Here is a 20,865-nt window from a genome sequence, read left to right on the forward strand (position 1 = left end):
TTTCCTGTTAAGCCCTGGTGAAGCTAACCACTTATTTACCCTTTTATAGTTGTTTCGAATGCTAAAAAAACTACTCCTGGTATCCCTGTTGGGTATTTCCTGCCAAGCTGCGGCCCAAACCAACTTCCGGCCCGGCTACGTCGTTACGCTCGGCGGCGACACGCTGCGGGGCGAAGTAGATGCCCGCGGGGCCGTGCGCAATGCGCGCCTGGCCCGCTTCCGCCCCACTCCCGACGCCGCCATTACCGATTACCGGCCGGGCCAGTTACAGGGCTATGCCGTCACGGGCGAACATCTTTACCAGCGCGCCACCGTGCTACTGGCCGACTCGCTGGGCCCAGGTGCGGCCTTGGGAGCAACCCCCGATACGGTGCAGCGAGTGTCATTCGTAGAGGTGCTGGTGCGCGGGCCCCTGCACCTGCTTTACCTGCGCGACGAGCAGCGCATCGACCACTACTACGCGCAACTGGGGGCTCAGCCCCTGCACGAGTTGCGCCAGCGCGTGGTGAAGCTGGAGCGCGAGGGACGCCTTTATCAGCAGCAAACCAACGAGTTCCGGCGCACGTTGGCCGAGTTGATGACGTCGTGCCCGAGCGTGCAGCCCCGCCTGAACACCCTGCGCTACCAGTCCAATGAGTTGGTGCGCGCGGTACAGGCCTACAATGTTTGTGTCGGCGAAAGCGCCGTGCTGCTGCCTGCCGCCGCCCGCAGAACCTACCTGCAGCTGGGCCTTGTGACGGGAGCCGAGGTTAGCCATCTGAAAATTGCTGGCAACCCGTTCAAATTGCCCATTAAAGGCACCAGCGCAATCGGTCCCGTTGTTGGCGTTGGACTGACGCTGCATACGGGGCTCAGCCGCAACGTAACATTTCGCCTGGAGGCCCTGTACGAGCGGCAGAAATATAACCGCCTAGTGCCCTACGGGGATGATCCGCAGGCCAGCTCAACGGCCAATCCCGAAAAGTACGCCACGCTCAGTACCCTGCGTGCGCCACTGCTTGTGCGTTACACCTACCCTAAGGGCCGCCTACGACCAATGGTTTATGCCGGCTTCACTCTGGGCTTTTTTCTGCAGGCCGATGTGGAGGACATCGTCAACGTACCCCGCCCGCCTCTGAGCCCGCTCGAGCTGGCCTACAATCTTAAAACAGAGCCTGAGCAGGCGTTCACCGGGGGGCTAGGCCTCACAACGGCCCGCCCTAACGGCCGCAACGCTAGCGTCGAGTTGCGCTACGAATACTCCAACGGCTTCAACGCCCTAACCGACCTCAACCGTTTCTATCTGTTGCTGAGCTATGACCTAACCAAATAGCGCGCCCCGGTAACCCGGCGCACCCCAACTCTGCCGATTCCGGCGGCATTGGCGTACCTTTGGAGCCGGCTTTTCTTTCTGCTGCCGATTGCCAATGCGTATTCTTCGTTCTCCTATAGCGGCCCTGAGCCTGCTGGCGGCTGTGTCCTTCACTTCGGCCTGCCAGCGGGCCGTTTATCAGCCCCAGGCCCGGCTGGCACCCGTTACGGCCCAGCCGGTCGGCAAATCCATCCCCGACGATGCCCGTGCCACGGCCATCATCGCGCCCTACCGCGAAAAGGTGGTGTCGCAGATGACGACGGTGCTGGGCAACGCCCCGGTGGCCCTGACCAAAAAGTCGGGCGAGTCGCTGCTGTCCAATTTTGTGGGCGACTTGCAGCGCATTGAGGCCGGCAAGGCGCTGGGCCGGCCCATTGCGCTGGGCGTGGTAACCAATGGCGGCCTGCGGGCGCCCATTCCGGCCGGCCCCGTAACGGTAGGCACGGTGTTCGAGCTGATGCCGTTTGAAAACCAGCTGGTGGTGCTCGATGCGCCCGGCACCGTGGTGCAGCAGCTGTTTGATTTTGCGGCCCGCACCAGGATGGCCGTTTCGGGCGCTACGTTCACCGTTACGCCCGAGGGCAAGCCCAGCGCCATCCTCATCGGCGGCCAGCCCTTCGATGCAACCCGCAACTACTCCATTGCCATTTCCGACTACCTGGCCGGCGGGGGCGATTCCATGGCGTTCTTCAAGCCCCTCAAGCCCGAAGGCACCGGGGTGCTGTTGCGCAATGCCATCATGAACTACATCAAGGAGCAAACCGCCCAGGGTAAACCTGTTCAGGCTGCTATTGAGGGTCGCGTAAGCCGTTAATTCTCGACGACTAATCGTGCGGGTACCGACGCAGGCGCATCTGCCCGCAAGCTGCCACAAGCAGGCGTTCTGCTTGCTCAGCTGAACGCCTGCATACTTATTTTTTCTTTTTCGCCTTCCAGTTTTTTGCCATGCCGACTCCTGAATCAGCATCATCACACTTCATCAGCGAGAAGCAGCGGTTAAGTCGGAGAGAGTTTCTGAAGTACAGCGGCGTGGGCGTAGCTTCGCTGGCCCTGCTGGGCGGGGCTTCCGTGCCGGCCACCGCCGCTGCCGCCGATGATAAAGCGGTGCGCCTGACTATTCTGCACACCAACGACATGCACTCGCGCATCGAGCCGTTTCCGGAAAATGCGGCGCAGTGGGCGGGTATGGGCGGTATGGCCCGGCGGGCAGCCCTCGTGGAGCAGGTGCGCCAGCAGGAGCCCAACGTGCTGTTGCTCGATTCGGGCGACATCTGGCAGGGCACGCCGTACTTCAACTTCTTTCAGGGTGAGCTGGAGTTTAAGCTCATGAGCCAGATGACCTACGACGCCAGCACCCTGGGCAACCACGATTTCGACAACGGCCTCGAAGGGTTGCACAAGCAGCTGCCCAATGCTACGTTTCCGTTTCTGAGCGCCAACTACGACTTTACCGGCACGCTGTTGGCCGGCCGTTTTCAACCCTACAAGGTGTTCGAAAAGCAAGGCGTGCGCATTGGCGTGTTCGGCGTGGGCATCGAAATGGCGGGCCTCGTGGAAGACAAGAACTTTGGGGCCACCAAGTACCTCGACCCTGTAGTAGTAGCCCGCGACATGGTGGCCCGCCTGCGCGGTGCCGAGCGTTGCGACCTGGTCATCTGCCTCTCGCACTTAGGGTACAAGTACGAAGGCCCCAAAATCGACGACCGTAAGCTGGCCGCCCAGGTAGCAGGCATCGACCTGATACTGGGCGGGCACACCCACACGTTTCTGGAGCAGCCCGAGCCCATTGCCGGCCCCAACGGCCACACCACGCTCATCAACCAGGTTGGCTGGTCGGGCATCAACCTGGGCCGCATCGATTACTCGTTTGCCCGCAAAAGCCGCCGCCCTACGGTAGCGGCTACGGCTGTGCTTCCGGTTTCGGTGGCCTAGATTGGAGGTGGGAGTAGAGACGTGTTAAAATGGGATGAAATACAAGGCCGCCCCCGGTTTTTTGTCTCCATAGTTTTCCACATTTTTGTCTCCCCCTAAAAAAAAAGCGGCGTAGCAACGCCTGCATTATCTGTCCTGTTCTCACCCGCACCCCCGTTGCTTTTGCCCTGCTTGCCTGATGTCGAAGGATTGCCATACGGTCTGGGCTAATTGTCTTCGCGTCATCAAATCAACAATTGGTGAGCAGAGCTACCGCACATGGTTTCAACCCATTGTGCCGGTGCAATTGCACAATAATGTGCTCCTGATTCAGGTGCCGAGTACCTACTTCTACGAGTTTCTGGAGGAGCACTACGTGGAGGAGCTCAAGCGGGCCATTCATCAGGAGCTGGGGGTGGAAGGCCGGCTCGAGTACAGCATCGTGGTCGATCAGGGCAACGCCCAGCAGAAGCCCCGCACGCTGAACCTGCCCACGGCCCGCCGGGCGGCCGGGCCGGTCACTTCCAATACGGCCGCCGCTACTTCGCTGGCCCAAAGTGCCCAAACCTCTTCGGCTCGTAACGAGGCCGCGGCATCTGTGCGGCCCGCGCCTGCGCCCAACATTCTGCGCAACCCCTTCGAGGCCAGCAAAAGCATCGACCGCGACTATCTGAAGTCGCAGCTCAACGGCACCTATACCTTCGAAAACTACATCGAGGGCGACTGCAACCGCCTTTCCCGCTCGGCGGGGCTGGCCGTGGCCAACAAGCCCGGCACCACCAGCTTCAACCCGCTCATGATTTACGGGGGCGTGGGCCTGGGCAAAACCCACCTGGTACAGGCCATCGGCAACCACATCAAGGCCACGAACACCGATAAGTTCGTGCTCTACGTGTCGGCCGAGAAGTTCACCAACCAGTTCATCGAAAGCCTGCGCTCCAACCAGGTCCAGGACTTCGCCAACTTCTACCTGCTGGTCGATATCCTGATTCTCGACGACGTGCAGTTTCTGTCGGGCAAAGACAAAACCCAGGAGATGTTCTTCCACATCTTCAACCACCTGCACCAAGCCGGCAAGCAGATTGTGATGACCTCCGACCGCCCGCCGCGCGACTTGGTGGGCCTCGAAGACCGCCTGCTTTCGCGCTTCAAATGGGGCCTGACGGCCGATTTGCAGAGTCCCGACTTCGAGACGCGCATGGCCATCATCCAGAACAAGATGCAGCAGGACGGCATCGACATTCCGCCCCAGGTGGTGGAGTACCTGGCCCACTCGGTGAACACCAACGTGCGCGAGCTGGAAGGCGTGCTGATTTCGCTGGTGGCCCAAAGTAGCCTCAACCGCCGCGAAATCGACCTCGAAATGGCCAAGCAGGCGTTGCGGCACATTATCGAGGAGGTGGAGGCCGAAGTCAACCTCGACTTTATCCAGAAAACCTGCGCCGAGTATTTTAGCGTGCCGTTGGAGCTGCTTAAGGCCAAGACGCGCAAAAAGGAAGTGGTAACGGCCCGACAGGTGGCCATGTATTTCGCCAAGGAGCACACCAGCCACTCGCTTAAAAGCATCGGTCACCATTTCGGGGGCCGCGACCACAGCACCGTCATCCACTCGGTGCAAACCGTTTCCGACCTCATCGATTCGGATAAGTCGTTCCGCGGCACCATCGTCGAGCTGCGCAAGAAGTTTGCCGGCAGATAGGTCTCTTTTAAACTTTTAGCTGAGCGCTTATAGCTGTTAGCTTTCGTTCAGACGACAAAAGATTTTTGCAACGAAGAAGGCCCCGCACTTAACCAAGTGCGGGGCCTCTTTCGTTTTTCAGCTAGCAGCTAGTCTTTCAGCGGGATGTTGTGCTTGTTGGCGAAATCCTTTACCTGGTCACGCATGAAGCGGCGGCGTTTCAGGCCCCGTACCTGGCGCAGGCTCAGGGCATGCGAGTTGCCATCGTTCAGGCGCAGGCGCAGTTGCTGGCCACCTATTTCGAGCGTGCTGATAGTTTCGGCGGCGAAGGCCTGCTTGGCCTTGAAGAGCCCTTCCTTGTGCACGATGTAGCCTGGCGTGAACTCCAGATAACTCTGGGTGCCGAAAATAGGGGCGTTATGCACCAGCACGTAACCCAGGTAAATCAGGCTGAATACCAGAAACACGTAGTGCAGGAAATACATGTCGGTGGCCCCTGCATCGGTTATAATCAGCGAAACCGTGTAGGCTACCCACATCAGGCCCAGAAAAATCTGGCCCCAGAAGGGAATACGTTGCGTATTGGCTGGCCGGAGACGGACACGGGTAGAATTGGGGTGCATAAGGGGCAGTGGAGAGCCGGGGGAAGGCGTAAAAGTAAGAAGTTGTTTTTAGTTGCCCGGCTCTGGCCCCGGCTTTAGCCGCGCCGCAACCAGCTGCAAATCGAGGCTGCCCTTGAGCAGCTGCGAGATAGAAGCATTTTCCTTGGCGTTTTCGGCGTACCGCTGAAACGCTGCCGGCGCCAGGCCGGCCGCTTCGGCTTCGGTGCTCAGGCCGCTACCAACCCCTTTTGGGCACACCGCCCAAAGTATCGTTGGGTGGCCTTCGGCCTGGTCTGGATAGGTTGGGCGGGGGTGCCGTTCAGGCTCAGCCGCCGGGCCAGAAAAAGGGTGAAAACAGCTGGCATGCGCCGTGGCCAGCAATTCTCCGGGCTTGGTGCCCTTCTGGCCATTCACCAGCGCGCCGGCCGCATAAACCGCCCGTACCACCATGCCACGCTGCGACCAGACTTCACTGCAGCCGTTACTGTCGCCCCACCAGACGGCGTTGCCTCGTTGATAGGCCATACCTATAATAGGGTTCTGCAGAAAATAAGCTGCCCAACGGCGGAAACAACCAGCGCGGCCGTTGAAATACTCCAAGTGCCGCGCCGGCTGGTGCCACTTACTTCAGCTTTGCCGAAGCCAGTTCCATCTCCGGCACGGCCTTCAGCAGCTGCGACATGGGGCAGTTCTCTTTGGCTTTTTCGGCATACTGCTGAAACTCCTCCGGCGAGAGGCCCTGCACCTCGCCCTCCGTGCTGAGGGATATTTTAACAACTTTCGGCACCTCGCCCGACGTGTCGAGCGTTACCTTCGATTCGGTTTTAATCTGCTTTACCTGCTTGCCGTCCTTGGTCAGGATGCTGGTCAGAAACATCGTGAAGCAGCCGGCGTGGGCTGCCCCGATAAGTTCCTCGGGGTTGGTGCCCTTCTCTCCCTCAAAGCGGGCGCCAGTGGAGTAGGGGGCCTGCACGGTACCACTTTGGGTCGAAATCTCGCCGCTGCCTTTAATGTCGCCGTGCCAGACGGCTGTTCCTCGTTGATTGGTCATGGGTTGGGGTTTGAAAGCTGAAGTATAAAGTCAGTAGCTCCCCATACGCGGACCGGGCGCTAAAGGATAGGCCGCGGCCGCTACTCCTATTTATATATAGGCAGGGTATCTTTGGCTGGCCACTGCACATCATCACGCAGTTTTCCCACATTTATTTCTCCCGATGGGTCTGAAAGCCACTTTGAGCCGTCCGCTGGCCGCCTATATCGTCCGCCAGTACGCCCGCTGGCAACACGACCCCATTGGCACCCAGCAGCGCGTACTGCGCGAGCTGCTGGCCCAGGGCACCCGCACCGCTTTCGGCCAGGCCCACGACTTAGCCGGCGCCCGCACGGCCACCGACCTGGCCGCCCGCGTGCCCGTGCGCGACTATGAAGGGTTGCGCGCGTGGTTTGAGCGCATGAAAACCGGCGAACCCAATGTGCTCTGGCCCGGCCGGCCGCTTTACCTGGCCAAAACCAGCGGCACCACCAGCGGCGCCAAGTACATTCCACTCACCCGCGACAGTATTCCCAACCACCTCAACGGGGCCCGCGACGCGCTGCTGCACTACGTGCAGCGCACCGGTAAAAGTCAGTTTCTCGATGGTAAGCTGATGTTTTTGTCGGGCTCGCCGGAGCTGGAAACGCTCAACGGCATCCACGTCGGCCGGCTGTCGGGCATCGTCAACCACCACGTGCCGGCCTACCTGCGCCGCAACCAACTGCCCAGCTACGATACCAACTGCATCGAAGATTGGGAGCAGAAGCTGGAGCGGATTGTGGACGAAACCCTGCCCGCCCCGATGACGCTCATTTCGGGCATTCCGCCGTGGGTGCAGATGTATTTCGACCGTGTAGTGGCCCGTACCGGCCGGCCGGTGGGGGAGGTGTTCCCGGGCTTCGACCTGTTCGTGTACGGCGGCGTCAACTTCGAGCCCTACCGCCGCAAGCTATTCGACACCATTGGCCGGCCCGTCGATAGCCTGGAGCTATTTCCGGCTTCCGAGGGCTTTCTGGCTTTCCAGGACGAGCCGGGCAACCCCGGTCTGCTGCTGCTACTCGATGCGGGCATCTTCTACGAGTTCGTGCCCGCCGAGCGGTTTTTCGAGCCTAACCCGCCCCGCCTCACGCTGGCTGAAGTGGAGCTCGACCGGCAGTACGCCGTAGTGCTCACCAGCAATGCCGGTCTGTGGGGCTACAGCCTCGGCGACACCGTGCGCTTCGTGGGCCGCTACCCGTTCCGGGTGGTGGTTACAGGCCGCATCAAGCACTTTCTATCGGCCTTCGGCGAGCACGTTATCGGCGAAGAAGTGGAGCAGAGCCTGCGCGAGGCGCTGGCGGCTCATTCCGAAGTCGAGGTCACCGAGTTTACGGTAGCGCCGTTGGTCAGCGCCGATCCGGCTACGCCTTCGCGCCACGAGTGGTTGATAGAGTTCGCCCGCCCGCCCCGCAGCTTAGCTGCATTTGCTGCTGTGCTCGATGCCGGCCTGCGGCGGCGCAACTCCTACTACAACGACTTACGAACGGGTAATATCCTCGCCTCCCTACAGCTTACGGGCCTGCCAACCGGTGCTTTTCAGCAGTATATGAAGCAATTGGGCAAGTTGGGAGGACAAAATAAGGTACCGCGCTTGAGTAACGACCGGACCTTGGCACAGGGATTAACCGGTACCTAGTGGCGTCGAAATGCCTGCAATTGAATCTTATTGATAAAAGGTTAGGACTTTTAATGGAAATTTAATGCCTAAGCACCAAATAGCGCAGCTTATTTGATGCGAATTGCAATAAATGTTACAGCAGTTGCTTACTTTTAGCGGGAAGATGGGTGTTGCCTGCGTTTTTAATATTTGGCGGTAACTCTTATCTTGCCACTCAGTTCAAATCCACCAAACTCTTTTTCACTCACATGCGGAAAGTTTTATTAACTGCGGCTCTGTTCGCGCCTGTCCTGTTGCAGCAGGCGGCCGCTCAGGACCGGCAAATCTCCGGACGGGTCACAGACCGCGCTTCCGGCCAAGGACTCCCTGGGGTTACAGTACTGGTTAAGGGTACGACTATTGGTGTATCTACCAATGCCGATGGTACCTACACCATCAGTGCTCCATCTTCTGCAACTACGCTTACTTTCTCCTCTATTGGCTTCGTTTCGTTGGAGCGACCCATTGGAACAGCTTCGACAGTTGATGTAGGACTGTCGACCGATTCCAAGGTGCTCAACGAAGTAGTTGTAACGGCCGTTGGTATCGAGCGTCAGGAAAAGTCGCTGGCTTACGCAGTTGATGTTATCAACAACAAGTCCCTGACTCAGGGCAAAGAAACCAACCCTATTGCCTCGTTGCAGGGTAAAGTTGCCGGTGCCAACATCAGCAGCTCCAGCGGTGGCGTAAACAGCTCTAAGCGGATTGTACTTCGTGGCAACCGCTCGTTCCAGGGCGAGAACCAGCCCGTGTTCGTTGTTGATGGTATTATCATCAACAACTCGAACATTCAGCCCAGCACCGGTACCATCAACCAGGTGGATACGGGTAACCGGGTAGGTGATATCAACCCCGAGGACATCGAGACGATGACCATCCTCAAGGGCCCTTCGGCTGCGGCTCTCTACGGTTCGGTAGCGGCCAACGGCGCAATCATTATTACCACCAAATCGGGTAAGAACGCTGCTGAACTCGGCAAGAAGGCTCAAATCAGCTACTCTTCGTCGTTTGTAGCCGAAACGCCGCTGAAGCTGCCAGACTTCCAGAACGAATATGGCTCGGGCTTCGACAACGAGTTCTATCCGGAGGAAAACACCAACTGGGGCCCCCGGTTCGATGGCAGCGAGGTACAGTACGGTTTCACGCTGCCCGATGGCAGCAAGAACATCCAGCGTTACGAGGCCAAGCCGAACAACGTGCGTGATTTCTTCAACACGGGTACTACCTTCCTGAACACGCTCTCGCTGCAGGGTGGCAACGCGAAGACCAACTACTATCTTTCGTTCTCCGATGCAGTGCAGAAGGGTATTGTGCCGGACGATAAGTTCCGTCGCAACAACCTCAAGCTGACGGCCGCTACTACCGTTGCCGAGAAGCTGACGGCCAGCACGTCCATTGCTTACAACCACAACTTTACCGACGTTACGTTCCAGGGCAGCGGAATTATTGACGACCTGTACAACGTTTCGCGCGGTATCAATACCCCGGACTACAAGGACATCAATAGCCCTTTCGGATCGAAAGAAGGTTTCTTCTCGGGCTATTACTACAACCCTTACCAGTCTATCAACGACGACCGGTTTGAGAGCAAGCTCGACCGTATTATCGGCAACGTAACGCTGAACTACGCCCCGGTTGAGTGGTTCAACCTGACCTACCGCGTTGGTTCCGACTACTCTTACGACCGTCGTAATGGGCGGAACGCAATCAAAGTTGGTACTACGGCCTACACCCGCCCAACCGATGATCCAGGGCGCTACAACGAAACCCGCATCTTCCTGCAGGACTTTACTACTGACCTGCTCGGTACGTTCCGGAAAAATGTTACGCCGGACCTGAGTGTGCAGCTTATCCTGGGTGGTAACGTGCGTGCTAGCGAGCAGAATACGCTTTCTACGACCGCCAATGCCTTGGTATTGCCTAACTTCTTCAACCTGGCAAACCGTTCGGGTGAGGCGGCTACGGACACGGAGATATTCCGTCGCCGTTTGATCGGTGCCTATGGTGACTTGACGGTAACTTTCCGTGATTACCTGACGCTGACCGCTACAGGACGTAATGACTGGTCGTCGACGCTGCCTAAGAATAGCCGTTCGTACTTCTATCCCTCGGTAGGTCTGGCCTTCGTCTTCACTGATGCTATTCCGGTCCTCAAGGATAACAATACGCTGACTTACGGTAAGATCCGGGCCAGCTACGCAAAAGTGGGTAACGATGCAACGCCATACTACCTCCAGAACACCTTCCCGGTAGCAGCCGGCTTCCCTTTCGGTGGCCAGACGGGTTTCACCGTAAGCAACCGGGCTGCCAACGACCAGTTGAAGCTGGAGCAGATTACATCGTTTGAGGCGGGTATCGAATTGGGCTTGCTTAATGACCGGGTCAATGGTCAGGTAACTTACTACACGACTACCTCCACCGACCTCATCAGTTCGCTGGCTGTTCCGCCATCGACGGGCTTTACGTCTGCAATCCTCAACATTGGTGAGGTATACAACAACGGTCTGGAAACCACTCTGCGGATTACGCCAGTAAAGCTGGACAACGGTTTCCGTTGGGATATTGGGGCCAACTTCACTATCCAGGACAGCGAAGTGAAGAAGCTGTTCGGCAACGCCCGCGAGCTAGCTGCGGGTGCCGGTAACCCTGTTCCGACATTTATCATTGGCGAGCCTAGCCCAGTTTTGAAGGGCACCGCCTTCCTGCGCGACCCAGCCGGCAACATCGTTGTACGTCCTACGGTTGCTTCTAATGGTGACATCCTGGGTTACGATCCAGTAGCTGATCCTGTACAGCGCATCCTGGGCCGCGTATCACCTAAATACCTGTGGGGTGGCAATACCACTTTCAGCTACAAAGGTCTGCGGGCTACGGTAGTAGTAGACGCCAAAGTGGGCGCGAGCATCTATTCGGGTACCAAGAGCACACTGGCCTTCACCGGTTCGTCGGCTGAGACGGCCGAGTACAACCGCGAAGCATTCGTGTACCCCAATTCGGTGGTAGAAAATGTGGACGGCAATGGCAACGTTACGTACTCGCCCAACACCAACGTTACCTCTGACGGCGGATTTGGCCTGTGGTACAGCCGCTTGAGCAATCCAATTGCGGAGTTCAACATCATCAGCGCCGACTTCCTCAAGCTGCGGGAAGCGTCCATCACCTACGACCTGCCGCAGGGTCTGCTACAGAATACCTTCCTGGGCAGAGCCTCAGTTGGTTTCTCCGGCCGTAACCTGTTGTTGTTCGTGCCAAAAGAGAACAAGTTCATCGACCCAGAAGCCAGCATTTTTGGTACTGGTAACTCGCAGGGACGGGAATTCGGTACCATTCCTACGACTCGCTCTTACGGGGTGAATCTGTCGGTAACTTTCTAAGGCATGTTCGGAAACTTAAATATTCTCACCGAATGTTTAAGTTTCCGGACCCTAACTTCTTCATTATATGACTTTCCTTTTTAAGCGAAATGCGCTGCTCGCGACTCTGGGCCTGTCGCTGGGACTAGCTTCCTGCGACTCGTACCTGGACGTAAATGACAACCCTAACACGCCTACCAGCGCGCCCGCCAGCCAGTTGTTGCCCAACGGTATCCTGCGTACTGCAGTTGTAACCGGCAACACCCTCAATGTGCTGGGCAACTTATACGCCGGTAACTGGGCTCAGGCTCAGGACTTCCTGTTCTATGTGCCCGAGCAGAGCTACCAGTTAACGTCTACCAGCTACTCGAGCATTTGGGATGAACTGTACGCTGGCAGCTTGCCCGACCTGAATGTCATCGTGCAAACCTCGAAAGCCAACGGTGACAAGAACTCGCTGGCTATTGCCCGCATCATGCAGGCCTACAACTACCAGTTGTTGGTTGATGCGCATGGTGACGTACCCTTCACCGACGCCCTCCAGGGTGTGAGCCTGCTCGCTCCCCGATTTGATAAGGACGTCGATGTATACACGGGCCTCATCACATTGCTCGACGAAGCCCTAGCCAACATCACCCCAACTGCTGCTGCCCCTTCTGCCGGCGACATTATTTTCCGCTCGGCCGGAACCAACGAAATGGTTCGCTGGCGGCAATTCGCCAACACGCTTAAGTTGCGTATTTACCTGCGTCAGTCGGGTGCCCGGCCCGCAGTGGCTGAAGCCGGCATCAAGGCTATGCAGGCGGCGAATGCCGACTTCCTCGGCCCCGGTGTACAGGTTGGCGTAAACCCGGGTTTCCTGAATTCGGCTGGTAAAGTCAATCCGCTAGTAGCCCGCGTAGGTTACACCGTAACTGGAGCAGTTACCAGCGGTAGTCGGGCAACTCGCGCCAACACGCTGGCCCTGAACTACCTCAAGGTAACCAACGACACGTTGCGCCTGAAGCAGCTTTACACCAAGCCTGCTACGCCAGCCACGCTTCCCAACAACGTCAAGAACTATCGTGGTATCCAGAGCGGTGCAAACCCTGCCGGCACGTTGGGCTACCAAGCTGTTCTGTCTCCGCTCGGGCCGGGCGTTATCCGGCCTTTCGCCCAGAATGGCTTTGCTCAGCCAGTTTACCTGATGACGGCTGCCGAGTCGTACTTCCTGCAGGCCGAGGCTGTGCAGCGGGGTTGGCTCACTGGTTCCGCCCAGACGTTGTACGAAACCGGTATCAAGGAGTCGTTCAAACTGCTCGGTCTGACCGAGGCCCAGGCAACCACCTACTACTCGCAGACAGCTGCGGTTAACCCCGTTATCAACGACGTGGTTGTGGGTGGCAGCTTCGATACGAAGGCTATTAGCCCTAACTTCACGGCGGCAGCTAATAAGATTGAAGCCATTATCAACCAGAAGTGGATTGCTAACAATGGTATCAATGGCTTCGAAGCTTGGACGGAGTACCGTCGGACCGGTTTCCCTAAGGGCAACTACATCTCGCTGAACGCCGCGACGCAGGCTTTCCCAGTGCGCTTGCCTTACCCGCAAAGCGAAATTTCCAACAACCCCAACACACCAGTAGGGGTGACTATCTTCTCGCCTAAGATTTTCTGGGACGTAGACTAGTCTGGACTTTATGCTTGCATAAGCCAATAAAAAAGGGCTCCTCAATCGAGGAGCCCTTTTTTATTGAGCTATAATCAAGCGGGTCAATTCTGCATCAGATACCCCTTGATATACTCCTCCAGGTCGCCGTCGAGCACGTTTTGCACATCGGTGCGCTCGATGCCGGTGCGCAGGTCCTTGATGAGTTTGTAGGGGTGCAACACGTAGTTGCGAATCTGGGAGCCAAAGTCGATGCGCTTCTTACCAGCTTCCACCACATCGCGGGCGGCGTTGCGCTTGTCCATCTCAATTTGATAGAGGCGCGACTTAAGCATACGCAGAGCGTGCTCCTTATTCATGAGCTGGCTGCGCTCAATCTGCACGGCGATGATGATGCCGGAGGGCGCATGGGTGAGACGCACGGCGGTTTCCACCTTGTTTACGTTCTGGCCGCCGGCTCCACCGGCTCGGAAAGTATCCCAGCTGATGTCGGCGGGGTTGATTTCGATGTTGATGGTATCATCAATCACCGGGTAGGCAAACACCGAGGCGAAGGAGGTATGGCGGCGGCCGCTGCTGTCGAAGGGCGACATGCGCACGAGCCGGTGTACCCCGATTTCGCTTTTCAGATACCCATAGGCAAACTGACCATCGATTTCAAGCGAGGCCGACTTGATGCCGGCACCCTCGCCGGGCTGGTAGCTGAGCTGCCGTACGGTGAAGCCCTGCTTTTCGCCCCACATAATGTACATGCGCATGAGCATTTCGGCCCAGTCTTGGCTTTCGGTGCCACCGGCACCGGGGTTGATGTCGATGACAGCCGACAGTTGATCTTCCTCATCGGAGAGCATGCGCTTAAACTCCAGACGCTCCACCGACTGCTCGGCCGCCGCGAATTCGCGCTGCATTTCGACCTCGGGCACGTCGCCTTCGCGGTGGAACTCATAGAGCACCTCCACGTCATCGACCTGCTTTTCCACGGCCTCATAGTCGTCAGTCCAGACTTTGACGCCCTTCAGCTCGCGCATGGTGGCTTCGGCCTGCTTGGAGTCGTCCCAAAAGCCGGCGGCCATGGTCTGGGCCTCAATTTCTTCTACTTGTTCTTTGCGGGCATCGTAGTCAAAGATACCTCCTCAGGGCCTCAGCGCGGCCCTTCAATTCCTTCACCTGGTCGTGGGTCATGGAAAAAAAGTGTGGGTTCTGAAATAGGAAAACAGCCGGCGCAATGGCTCGGCAATAGGCAAATATCGTGAAAATACCACCGCCGGACGCAACAGAGCCGGCCCCCGCCCGAAAGCAGGAACCGGCTCTGTGCCGGCGTGGCGCCCCAGCGGGCTGCTACAGAAAAAATGGGTTGGCTTTACACCGGCACCATCCAGCCATGCGAGTCGGGAGCCTCGCCGCTGCGGATAGCTGCCAGGGCGGCGGTGGCGCGGCGCGAGAAGGCGTCGGCCGGGGGAGTAGGCAACTCGTAGTCCTGGCCCTGATAGCCGATAACGGCAATAGTCGCAATGGTAGCGGCCGTGCCTACCCCGAAGGCTTCCTGAAGCGTGCCGTTGCGCTGGGCTTCGAGCACTTCAATGGCTGATACCTTACGTTCCTCTACGGGCATGTCCCAGTCGCGGGCCAACTGCAGCACACTGCGGCGGGTGATGCCGTCGAGGATGGAGCTGCTTAGAGCGGGTGTAATCAGGCGGCCGTCAATGATGAAAATGGCGTTCATCGTGCCCGATTCCTCCACGTACTTGTGCTCGGAGGCATCGGTCCAGATGAGTTGGTTGTAGCCTTCCTGCTGGCCCAGCTTGGTAGGGTACATGGCCGCGCCGTAGTTGCCGGCGTTTTTGGCCGCACCCGCGCCGCCTTCGGCCGAGCGCACGTACGTTTCCTCGAAACGAACCCGTAGTGGCTTAACGTAATACAGGCCCACCGGGCAGGTAATAATCATGAAGCGGTATGACTCCGAGGGGCGCACGCCCAGCATGGCATCGGTGGCGAACATGAAGGGCCGGATATAAAGGGCGCTACCGGCATCGGTGGGTACCCAGCCGCTGTCGAGGCGGATGAGCTGCAGCAGGCCCTGCATGAACACTTCTTCGGGCAATTCGGGCATGCACATGCGCCGGGCCGAGGCGTTGAAACGGTGGAAGTTGTCGAGCGGGCGGAACAGGGCTACCGCTCCGTCATGGCTCTTGTAGGCCTTCATCCCCTCAAAAATCGACTGCCCGTAATGGATGGCCGAGTTGGCCGGGCTCACGCTCATATTGCCGTAGGGCACAATGTGCGGTTCCTGCCACTGCCCATCGTGGTAGTCAACCACCAGCATATGATCAGCGAAAGTTTTGCCGAATTCGAGCTGGGCGAAGTTTATTCCGGGCAGGCGTGGGGCGTCGGTGCGCTGGGTAGTAATGGTCAGAGTATCGAGCATGGGGGTGGGATGGTTGAGTAGATGGAGAGGATAAATCAGCCAGCCGGCTGGTGTGGCCCGGGATTCGGCCGGACTTTTACCGGTGGCGAAGTAGCGGCCGATTAGTCGAAAGTTTGGCGGCCAGCAATTTATCAGCCGGCTGCGACCTCAGGGCTTTGGCCAGCTGACTTAAAGATGCGAATTTTCTGCGTAAGCTGCCAAACGCCCGTTAGGCAATCGGGTTACATGCGCGGCTCCCACTTCACTTCCTCGGCATTCAGCTCGTGGGCCATCTGGCGGCTGAGCACGAACAGGTAATCGGAAAGGCGGTTGAGGTACATCACCACCAAATCAGCCACAAACGACTCCTCTCCCAAGTGAATGACCAGCCGCTCGGCCCGGCGGCACACGCAACGGGCCAAGTGGGCAAACGATACTGACTGATGGCCACCGGGCAGCACAAACACCCGTAACTCGGGCAGTGTCTCATTCATGCGGTCTATTTCCTGCTCCAGCAGCGCCACATCTTCGGCGTGCAGGTCCGGAATCTTCATTTTCGATTTCTCGGGGTCGGAGGCCAGCGAGGAACCCATCGTGAACAATCGGTCCTGAATTTCCTTGAGTAGCGGCCGCCGCGCTGCGTTCACTTCCTGGTCGCGCACAAGGCCGATGTAGGAGTTCAACTCATCGACGGTGCCGTAGCATTCGATGCGCAGGCTGGATTTAGGTACACGCGTACCGCCGATAAGCGAGGTGAGCCCCTTGTCGCCGGTTTTGGTATAGATTTTCACGAGGAGGAATTAAGTGAGAGGATGATAGGGTAAAGGGGTAATGAGGTTGGGAGGGAAAAGGTTTGTCATCCTGAGCAGCGCGAAGGACCTTTTCACGATAACATGGCCGCGGTAACGGCCTGTGCTGCCATGGAAAGGTCCTTTACGTTGCTTAGGATGACAAACCTATTTCCCTCCCAGCCAAAAATTACCCTTTTGCCAGCTGGCCGTTCACCACATTTTCATTTACCTCATCCGTTTCTACCAGCCCATCGCGCAGGCGCACGATGCGGTGGGCGTGCATGGCAATGTCCTCTTCGTGGGTTACCATGATGATGGTGTTGCCGCGGGCATAGAGGGCCTCGAACAGCTCCATTATTTCATGGCTGGTGCGGGTGTCGAGAGCGCCTGTGGGTTCGTCGGCCAGGATGATGCTGGGGTTGTTGACCAGGGCGCGGGCAATGGCCACGCGCTGGCGCTGGCCGCCGCTCAGCTCGTTGGGCCTGTGCAGGGCCCGGTCGGCCAGGCCCACGCTCCGTAGCGCCTCGCGGGCCATCTCGTGCCGCTCGGTTTTGCCGTAGCCAGCATAGATGAGCGGCAGGGCTACGTTATCGAGGGAAGTGGCACGGGGCAGCAGGTTGAACGACTGGAATACGAAGCCGATTTCACGGTTGCGCACATCGGCCAGCTGATTGTCGCTCATGTTGCTTACGTCGTGGCCGTTGAGCACGTAGGTGCCACCGGAAGGCGTATCGAGGCAGCCGATGATGTTCATGAGCGTAGACTTGCCCGAGCCTGATGGCCCCATAAAGGCTACGTACTCGCCCCGCTGAATAGTAATGGATACCGATTGCAGGGCGTGAATTTCCTCGGCCCCCATGCGGTACATCTTGGAAATATCGTCGGTCTGGATAATGGGAGGCTGCATAGGGCGAGGGGCTACAGGTTAGTTCCAGGAGTCCTTACGGGCCGCCAGGGCCGCGTCGTACTCCTTGCGAAAGGTACCATAATCCGCTGCCGAAAGCAATGTGCCGAGGCGGTAGAGCGGTGCCTGGGCGTACTCCATCAGGCCCACCGGTACGGCCGCCAGCACGTAGGCCTTCAGCAACGGCACCGATTCGGGGTTGTACTCCACGCCGCGTAGCAGCACGTTGTAGGCCGTCGGAAAGTCTTGCCGGCGGGCGTGGAAGCTGGCGGCGGCCACCAGCCCGTTTTCGGCAAACGGGGCCTGCTGCACCAGCCGGGCGTAGAGGCGGCCGGCCTCGGTGGGCTGCTTGGCCACCTCGGCCAGCACCGCCCGAAAATATAGCCGCTGATATGCATCAAAGCCGGTAAATACGCCTTTTTGCACCAGCTCGCGTAGCTGCGGCCACTGCCGGCCCCGCACGTACAGTTCGCCCCGCAGCACGTTCCAGGCCGAAGCCCCCGCGGCCCCAACGGGCGGCGCCACGCGGGTCAGGGTTTCGCCTACGGCCTCAAGCTGGCCCGCGTTGAGCGCGCGCGGCAGCTGGGCCAGCAGGGCGGTGGTTTGCAGCGCTGGCGCAGTTACGGAAGCGGCGGCCGGCAGCAAAGCCGAAGCTGGCAGCTCATCGCCGCGCAGCACCAGGTACTGGGTTTTTACTGAGTCGGGCACCTGGGTGTAGGTGGTGCGTAGCTCGGGCTGCAGGGCCGTGAGCAGCAGCCGGGCTGCCGCGCCGGCCGGGGCCCCGGCGGCTACTTGCCGGGCCGAATCAGGCTCGCCGCTCAAGGCCAGGGCGTAGGCCAACGGCAACGCCGTTGCCGCACCGTTTTCGCGGGCTTCCTGGAGGCGGCCTGCTGCCGGAGCTGGCAGGCCCTGGTCGAGCAGCCACAGGCCCTGCAGCTGCTGGTAGTAGGCCGCGCCGATTCCCGAGCCGCTGGCCAGAGGCAGCAGCGCCTGCTGCGCCGCTACGGGCCGGCCGCCGTAGTGCTGGGTGAAGGCCCGTAGCAGCGTCAGATGGTCGAGGAAGGGGGTGTTGGCGGGGTTGGCGGTCAGGGCGGGCAGCAGCGGCAGCAGCGTGGTATCGTGGCGGGCCGCGCGGCCGAGGGCATCGTGGTAGAGCCGGGCGAAGCGGGCGTCGTCGAGGCTGCGGGTGGTGTCGGGCAGCGGGGTGGGAGCCGGAGCGGGGCGGCCGGTGAGCTGGGCCAGCAGCAGGGCGTTGGCCTGAAAAGCGACATTCTCGGGGTCGGCAGCCCGGGTAGCAGTTACCAGATCAGCGGCCCCGGTCCAGTCTTGCTGCCGGATGCGGTAGGCCAGCTCGTTGGCCGCCAGCACGGGGTTGGCAGGGTCGGCGGCGGCAGCCCGGGCCCGGTAGTGGGCCACCGAATCGGCGAGGGTGGAGCGGGAGTAAAGCTGCGCCAGGTCGGCATTGAGGGCGGCGTTGGCCGGACTGGCCTGCAAGCCTTCCTGCAGCACGGCGAGGCGGTCGAAGAAGTCCTTCGGCTCGTTGTAGAGGGCGGCCAGGCGCAGCGAAATGCGGGGGGAGGGCCGCCGCTCCAGGGCCCGGCGCAGAATGTTGATTTCGTTCTGGCGCTGCAAACGGAACCGGTAGAGCGCCGCCCGGCCCAGGCTGGCCTTATGGTTGTGCTGGTCGAGCACGTCGCTTTCGGCGTAGTAGCGCTCGGCCAGCAGGGCCCGCGACATATCCTCGGGCGTCAGCTCGCTTTCCAGCCGGGCCAAATCGCCCAGGTTATTGAACGCGCCGGCCTGCACTTGGTCGAGCACGAAGAAGTTGTTGCGCAGGCTCACGCCCACTACGGCCACCAGGCCCAGCGCGTACATGGCGTAAAACGGAAACCGCCGGGGCTGAAACACCACGCGGTATACGGCCTTCTTCTGGCGCAGCAGTGGCCCGAAATTCAGCAGTATGTAGAGCAGAAATGCCCCCCCGACGCACAGCAGGGCCAGGGCCGTAAAGTCGCGGCCGGCCTGCAGCAGCGGGTCGTTGGCAGTGGCCAGGGCGTAGCCGAGCGTGGCCGCCGCCAGCAGCGTGAGCACCAGCAGCAGCGTAGCGGCGGCTCCTGGCGGCACTCCTTCGGGCAGGGTGGCGGCCCGGCGGCGCTGGCCCAGCCAGGCCACTGCCACGGCCGGCAGCAGCAGCAGGTAGGGGTCGAGGTAGAGGCCGGGCAGCACCAGCAGCTGGCTTTGATTGAGGTAGTAGAGCAACAGTGCGCCCAAATACAGCCCACTGGCCAGCAGAAAAGGCCATAAGCCGTAACGACCAGCGGGCGTATCGGCCTGGGTGTTGAGCCAGAGCAGGCCGTGCACGTTTTCGAAAGCCACCCACAGCACCAGCAGCGCAAAGGCCACTGCCCCGGCCGTCGTGAAGTAGGCGCTCAGGTGCAGGGCCGTATAATCGGCCGGGTTGGGGTTGCGCAGAAACAGCAGCAGCCCCAGGCCCGCTACCAGGGCGGCAAATGTGCCCAGCCGGGTGGTAAAGCGTACTTCGGGCCGGAAGGCGTGGAAGTAATACGCCGGCCCCACCAGCAGCGCCAGGCTCAGTAGCAGCACGTACTGCTTGCCCACAACAAACACACCCAGCAGGTCGGCATTTAGCGACATCAGCAGAAAGATGACCAAGGCCATGGCCGCCACGAAATACAGCCGGCCCAGCGGACTAACGGCCGCCAGAAAATAGGCCAGTGCCACGCCCAGCAGCGCCACCAGTCCCAGGGCCGCTTCGGGCCGCAGAAACGGGCCGGCTACGTCGTAGGTCTGGGTAACGAGGTAGCCGTTGGCCTGCACCGGCAGCCGGGCCAGCCCCACGGCCACCTCAGCCACGGTGGTAGGCACGGGTGTTAGCTGGGCTACAGCCTGCAGGGGCAGCACCGCATCGGTAGCCGTGAAGTAGTGCCAGCCGGCCAGCCCCACGGCCAGCGCGGCGCACAAAGCCAGCAGCAACAGCGGCCAAGGCCAGCGGGACGGGTTCGGGGAGGAAGCGGGCGAGGTCAAGCGGGGTAGGGGCGTTTATTGAGTCTTACCGGAACGAGTCATGCTGAGCGCCGCCGAAGTATCGCTACCGCAGCGGTAAATCCAATGGTAGGATTAGTAGTGCGGTAGTGATGCTTCGGCGGCGCTCAGTATGGCAACTTTGTTTTACGCACAACGCTACTCCAGCACCTTCGGTACGCGGAAGTAGTCAGAATCTTTGCGCGGGGCGTTGCTCAGGCCCGCCTGGTGGCTGACCGTATTGTGGGCCTCGTCGGGGCGCAGCACGTTAATCTCCTGGCTTAAGTGCACCAGCGGCTCCACATCGGTGGTGTCGAGCTGGCGGAGTTCATCCACCCAGTTCAGGATTTTGTTCAGGTCGCCGAGCACCTGCTGCTCGTTGGCGGGGTCGAATTCGAGGCGGGCCAGGTGGGCCAAGCCGCGCAGGGTAGCCAGGTCGGTACTCACAGTTA

General features: G+C 59.6%; 16 protein-coding genes. 7 read left to right on the forward strand and 9 right to left on the reverse strand.

What is annotated here, in order from left to right; genetic code table 11:
• Positions 1-58: 58 nt before the first annotated feature.
• From BLW21_RS07515 to dnaA, 4 genes are all read left to right on the forward strand, one after another.
• On the forward strand, positions 59-1,312 hold the full coding sequence (locus BLW21_RS07515) for an outer membrane beta-barrel protein (RefSeq protein ID WP_092738841.1): 1,254 nt from the start codon (positions 59-61) through the stop codon (positions 1,310-1,312).
• 94 nt (positions 1,313-1,406) lie between these two features.
• Complete coding sequence (locus BLW21_RS07520; protein ID WP_092738842.1) at positions 1,407-2,165, forward strand: 5'-nucleotidase C-terminal domain-containing protein; 759 nt, start codon at positions 1,407-1,409, stop codon at positions 2,163-2,165.
• Between the two features lie 131 nt (positions 2,166-2,296).
• Complete coding sequence (locus BLW21_RS07525; protein ID WP_092738843.1) at positions 2,297-3,283, forward strand: bifunctional metallophosphatase/5'-nucleotidase; 987 nt, start codon at positions 2,297-2,299, stop codon at positions 3,281-3,283.
• Between the two features lie 178 nt (positions 3,284-3,461).
• Positions 3,462-4,961: a chromosomal replication initiator protein DnaA gene (gene dnaA, locus BLW21_RS07530; RefSeq protein ID WP_092738844.1), complete on the forward strand. Its 1,500-nt coding sequence runs from the start codon at positions 3,462-3,464 to the stop codon at positions 4,959-4,961.
• A gap of 128 nt (positions 4,962-5,089) precedes the next feature.
• Here the strand turns inward: dnaA and BLW21_RS07535 are convergent, their stop codons facing one another.
• The 3 genes from BLW21_RS07535 to BLW21_RS07545 form a co-directional block, all read right to left on the reverse strand.
• Positions 5,090-5,563 carry a hypothetical protein gene (locus BLW21_RS07535; protein ID WP_139255122.1) on the reverse strand — a complete coding sequence of 158 codons (474 nt, stop codon included), beginning with the start codon at positions 5,561-5,563 and terminating at the stop codon, positions 5,090-5,092.
• A gap of 48 nt (positions 5,564-5,611) precedes the next feature.
• Positions 5,612-6,067 carry an OsmC family protein gene (locus tag BLW21_RS07540; protein WP_092738846.1) on the reverse strand — a complete coding sequence of 152 codons (456 nt, stop codon included), beginning with the start codon at positions 6,065-6,067 and terminating at the stop codon, positions 5,612-5,614.
• A gap of 97 nt (positions 6,068-6,164) precedes the next feature.
• Entirely contained in the window at positions 6,165-6,593 is a 429-nt protein-coding gene (locus tag BLW21_RS07545) for an OsmC family peroxiredoxin (RefSeq protein WP_092738847.1), read from the reverse strand.
• Between the two features lie 163 nt (positions 6,594-6,756).
• On the opposite strand from BLW21_RS07545, the gene BLW21_RS07550 reads away from it, so the two are divergent.
• The 3 genes from BLW21_RS07550 (at position 6,757) to BLW21_RS07560 (ending at position 13,293) form a co-directional block, all read left to right on the forward strand.
• Positions 6,757-8,250, forward strand: coding sequence for a GH3 auxin-responsive promoter family protein (locus tag BLW21_RS07550; RefSeq protein WP_092738848.1), 1,494 nt, complete (start codon positions 6,757-6,759; stop codon positions 8,248-8,250).
• A gap of 230 nt (positions 8,251-8,480) precedes the next feature.
• The gene (locus tag BLW21_RS07555; protein ID WP_092738849.1) at positions 8,481-11,645 is read left to right on the forward strand and encodes a SusC/RagA family TonB-linked outer membrane protein; all 3,165 of its coding nucleotides are present in this window, start codon (positions 8,481-8,483) and stop codon (positions 11,643-11,645) included.
• Between the two features lie 67 nt (positions 11,646-11,712).
• Positions 11,713-13,293, forward strand: a complete 1,581-nt coding sequence (locus BLW21_RS07560; RefSeq protein WP_092738850.1) for a SusD/RagB family nutrient-binding outer membrane lipoprotein — start codon at positions 11,713-11,715, stop codon at positions 13,291-13,293.
• Between the two features lie 83 nt (positions 13,294-13,376).
• Here BLW21_RS07560 and prfB read toward each other — a convergent pair.
• The 6 genes from prfB to gatC all read right to left on the reverse strand — a co-directional run bounded on the left by prfB (position 13,377) and on the right by gatC (position 20,860).
• Positions 13,377-14,454, reverse strand: a protein-coding gene (prfB, locus tag BLW21_RS07565) for a peptide chain release factor 2 (RefSeq protein ID WP_217633847.1) whose coding sequence is annotated in 2 segments (ribosomal slippage) — positions 13,377-14,393 and positions 14,395-14,454 — 1,077 coding nt in all. Because the reading frame shifts where the segments join, the coding sequence is not laid out codon by codon here.
• Between the two features lie 178 nt (positions 14,455-14,632).
• A complete protein-coding gene (locus BLW21_RS07570) occupies positions 14,633-15,697 on the reverse strand; it encodes a branched-chain amino acid aminotransferase (RefSeq protein ID WP_092738851.1) in 1,065 nt (354 codons plus the stop codon).
• A gap of 221 nt (positions 15,698-15,918) precedes the next feature.
• Complete coding sequence (locus tag BLW21_RS07575) at positions 15,919-16,467, reverse strand: cob(I)yrinic acid a,c-diamide adenosyltransferase (RefSeq protein WP_092738852.1); 549 nt, start codon at positions 16,465-16,467, stop codon at positions 15,919-15,921.
• Between the two features lie 187 nt (positions 16,468-16,654).
• Positions 16,655-17,374 (reverse strand): ABC transporter ATP-binding protein, encoded by a 720-nt coding sequence (locus tag BLW21_RS07580; protein ID WP_092738853.1) that lies wholly within the window; start codon positions 17,372-17,374, stop codon positions 16,655-16,657.
• An 18-nt stretch (positions 17,375-17,392) separates the two neighbouring features.
• A complete protein-coding gene (locus tag BLW21_RS07585) occupies positions 17,393-20,416 on the reverse strand; it encodes a tetratricopeptide repeat protein (RefSeq protein WP_139255124.1) in 3,024 nt (1,007 codons plus the stop codon).
• Between the two features lie 156 nt (positions 20,417-20,572).
• Positions 20,573-20,860 carry an Asp-tRNA(Asn)/Glu-tRNA(Gln) amidotransferase subunit GatC gene (gatC, locus tag BLW21_RS07590; RefSeq protein WP_092738855.1) on the reverse strand — a complete coding sequence of 96 codons (288 nt, stop codon included), beginning with the start codon at positions 20,858-20,860 and terminating at the stop codon, positions 20,573-20,575.
• Positions 20,861-20,865 lie beyond the last annotated feature (5 nt).

Source organism: Hymenobacter psychrophilus (genome assembly GCF_900107135.1).
Taxonomy (GTDB): domain Bacteria; phylum Bacteroidota; class Bacteroidia; order Cytophagales; family Hymenobacteraceae; genus Hymenobacter; species Hymenobacter psychrophilus.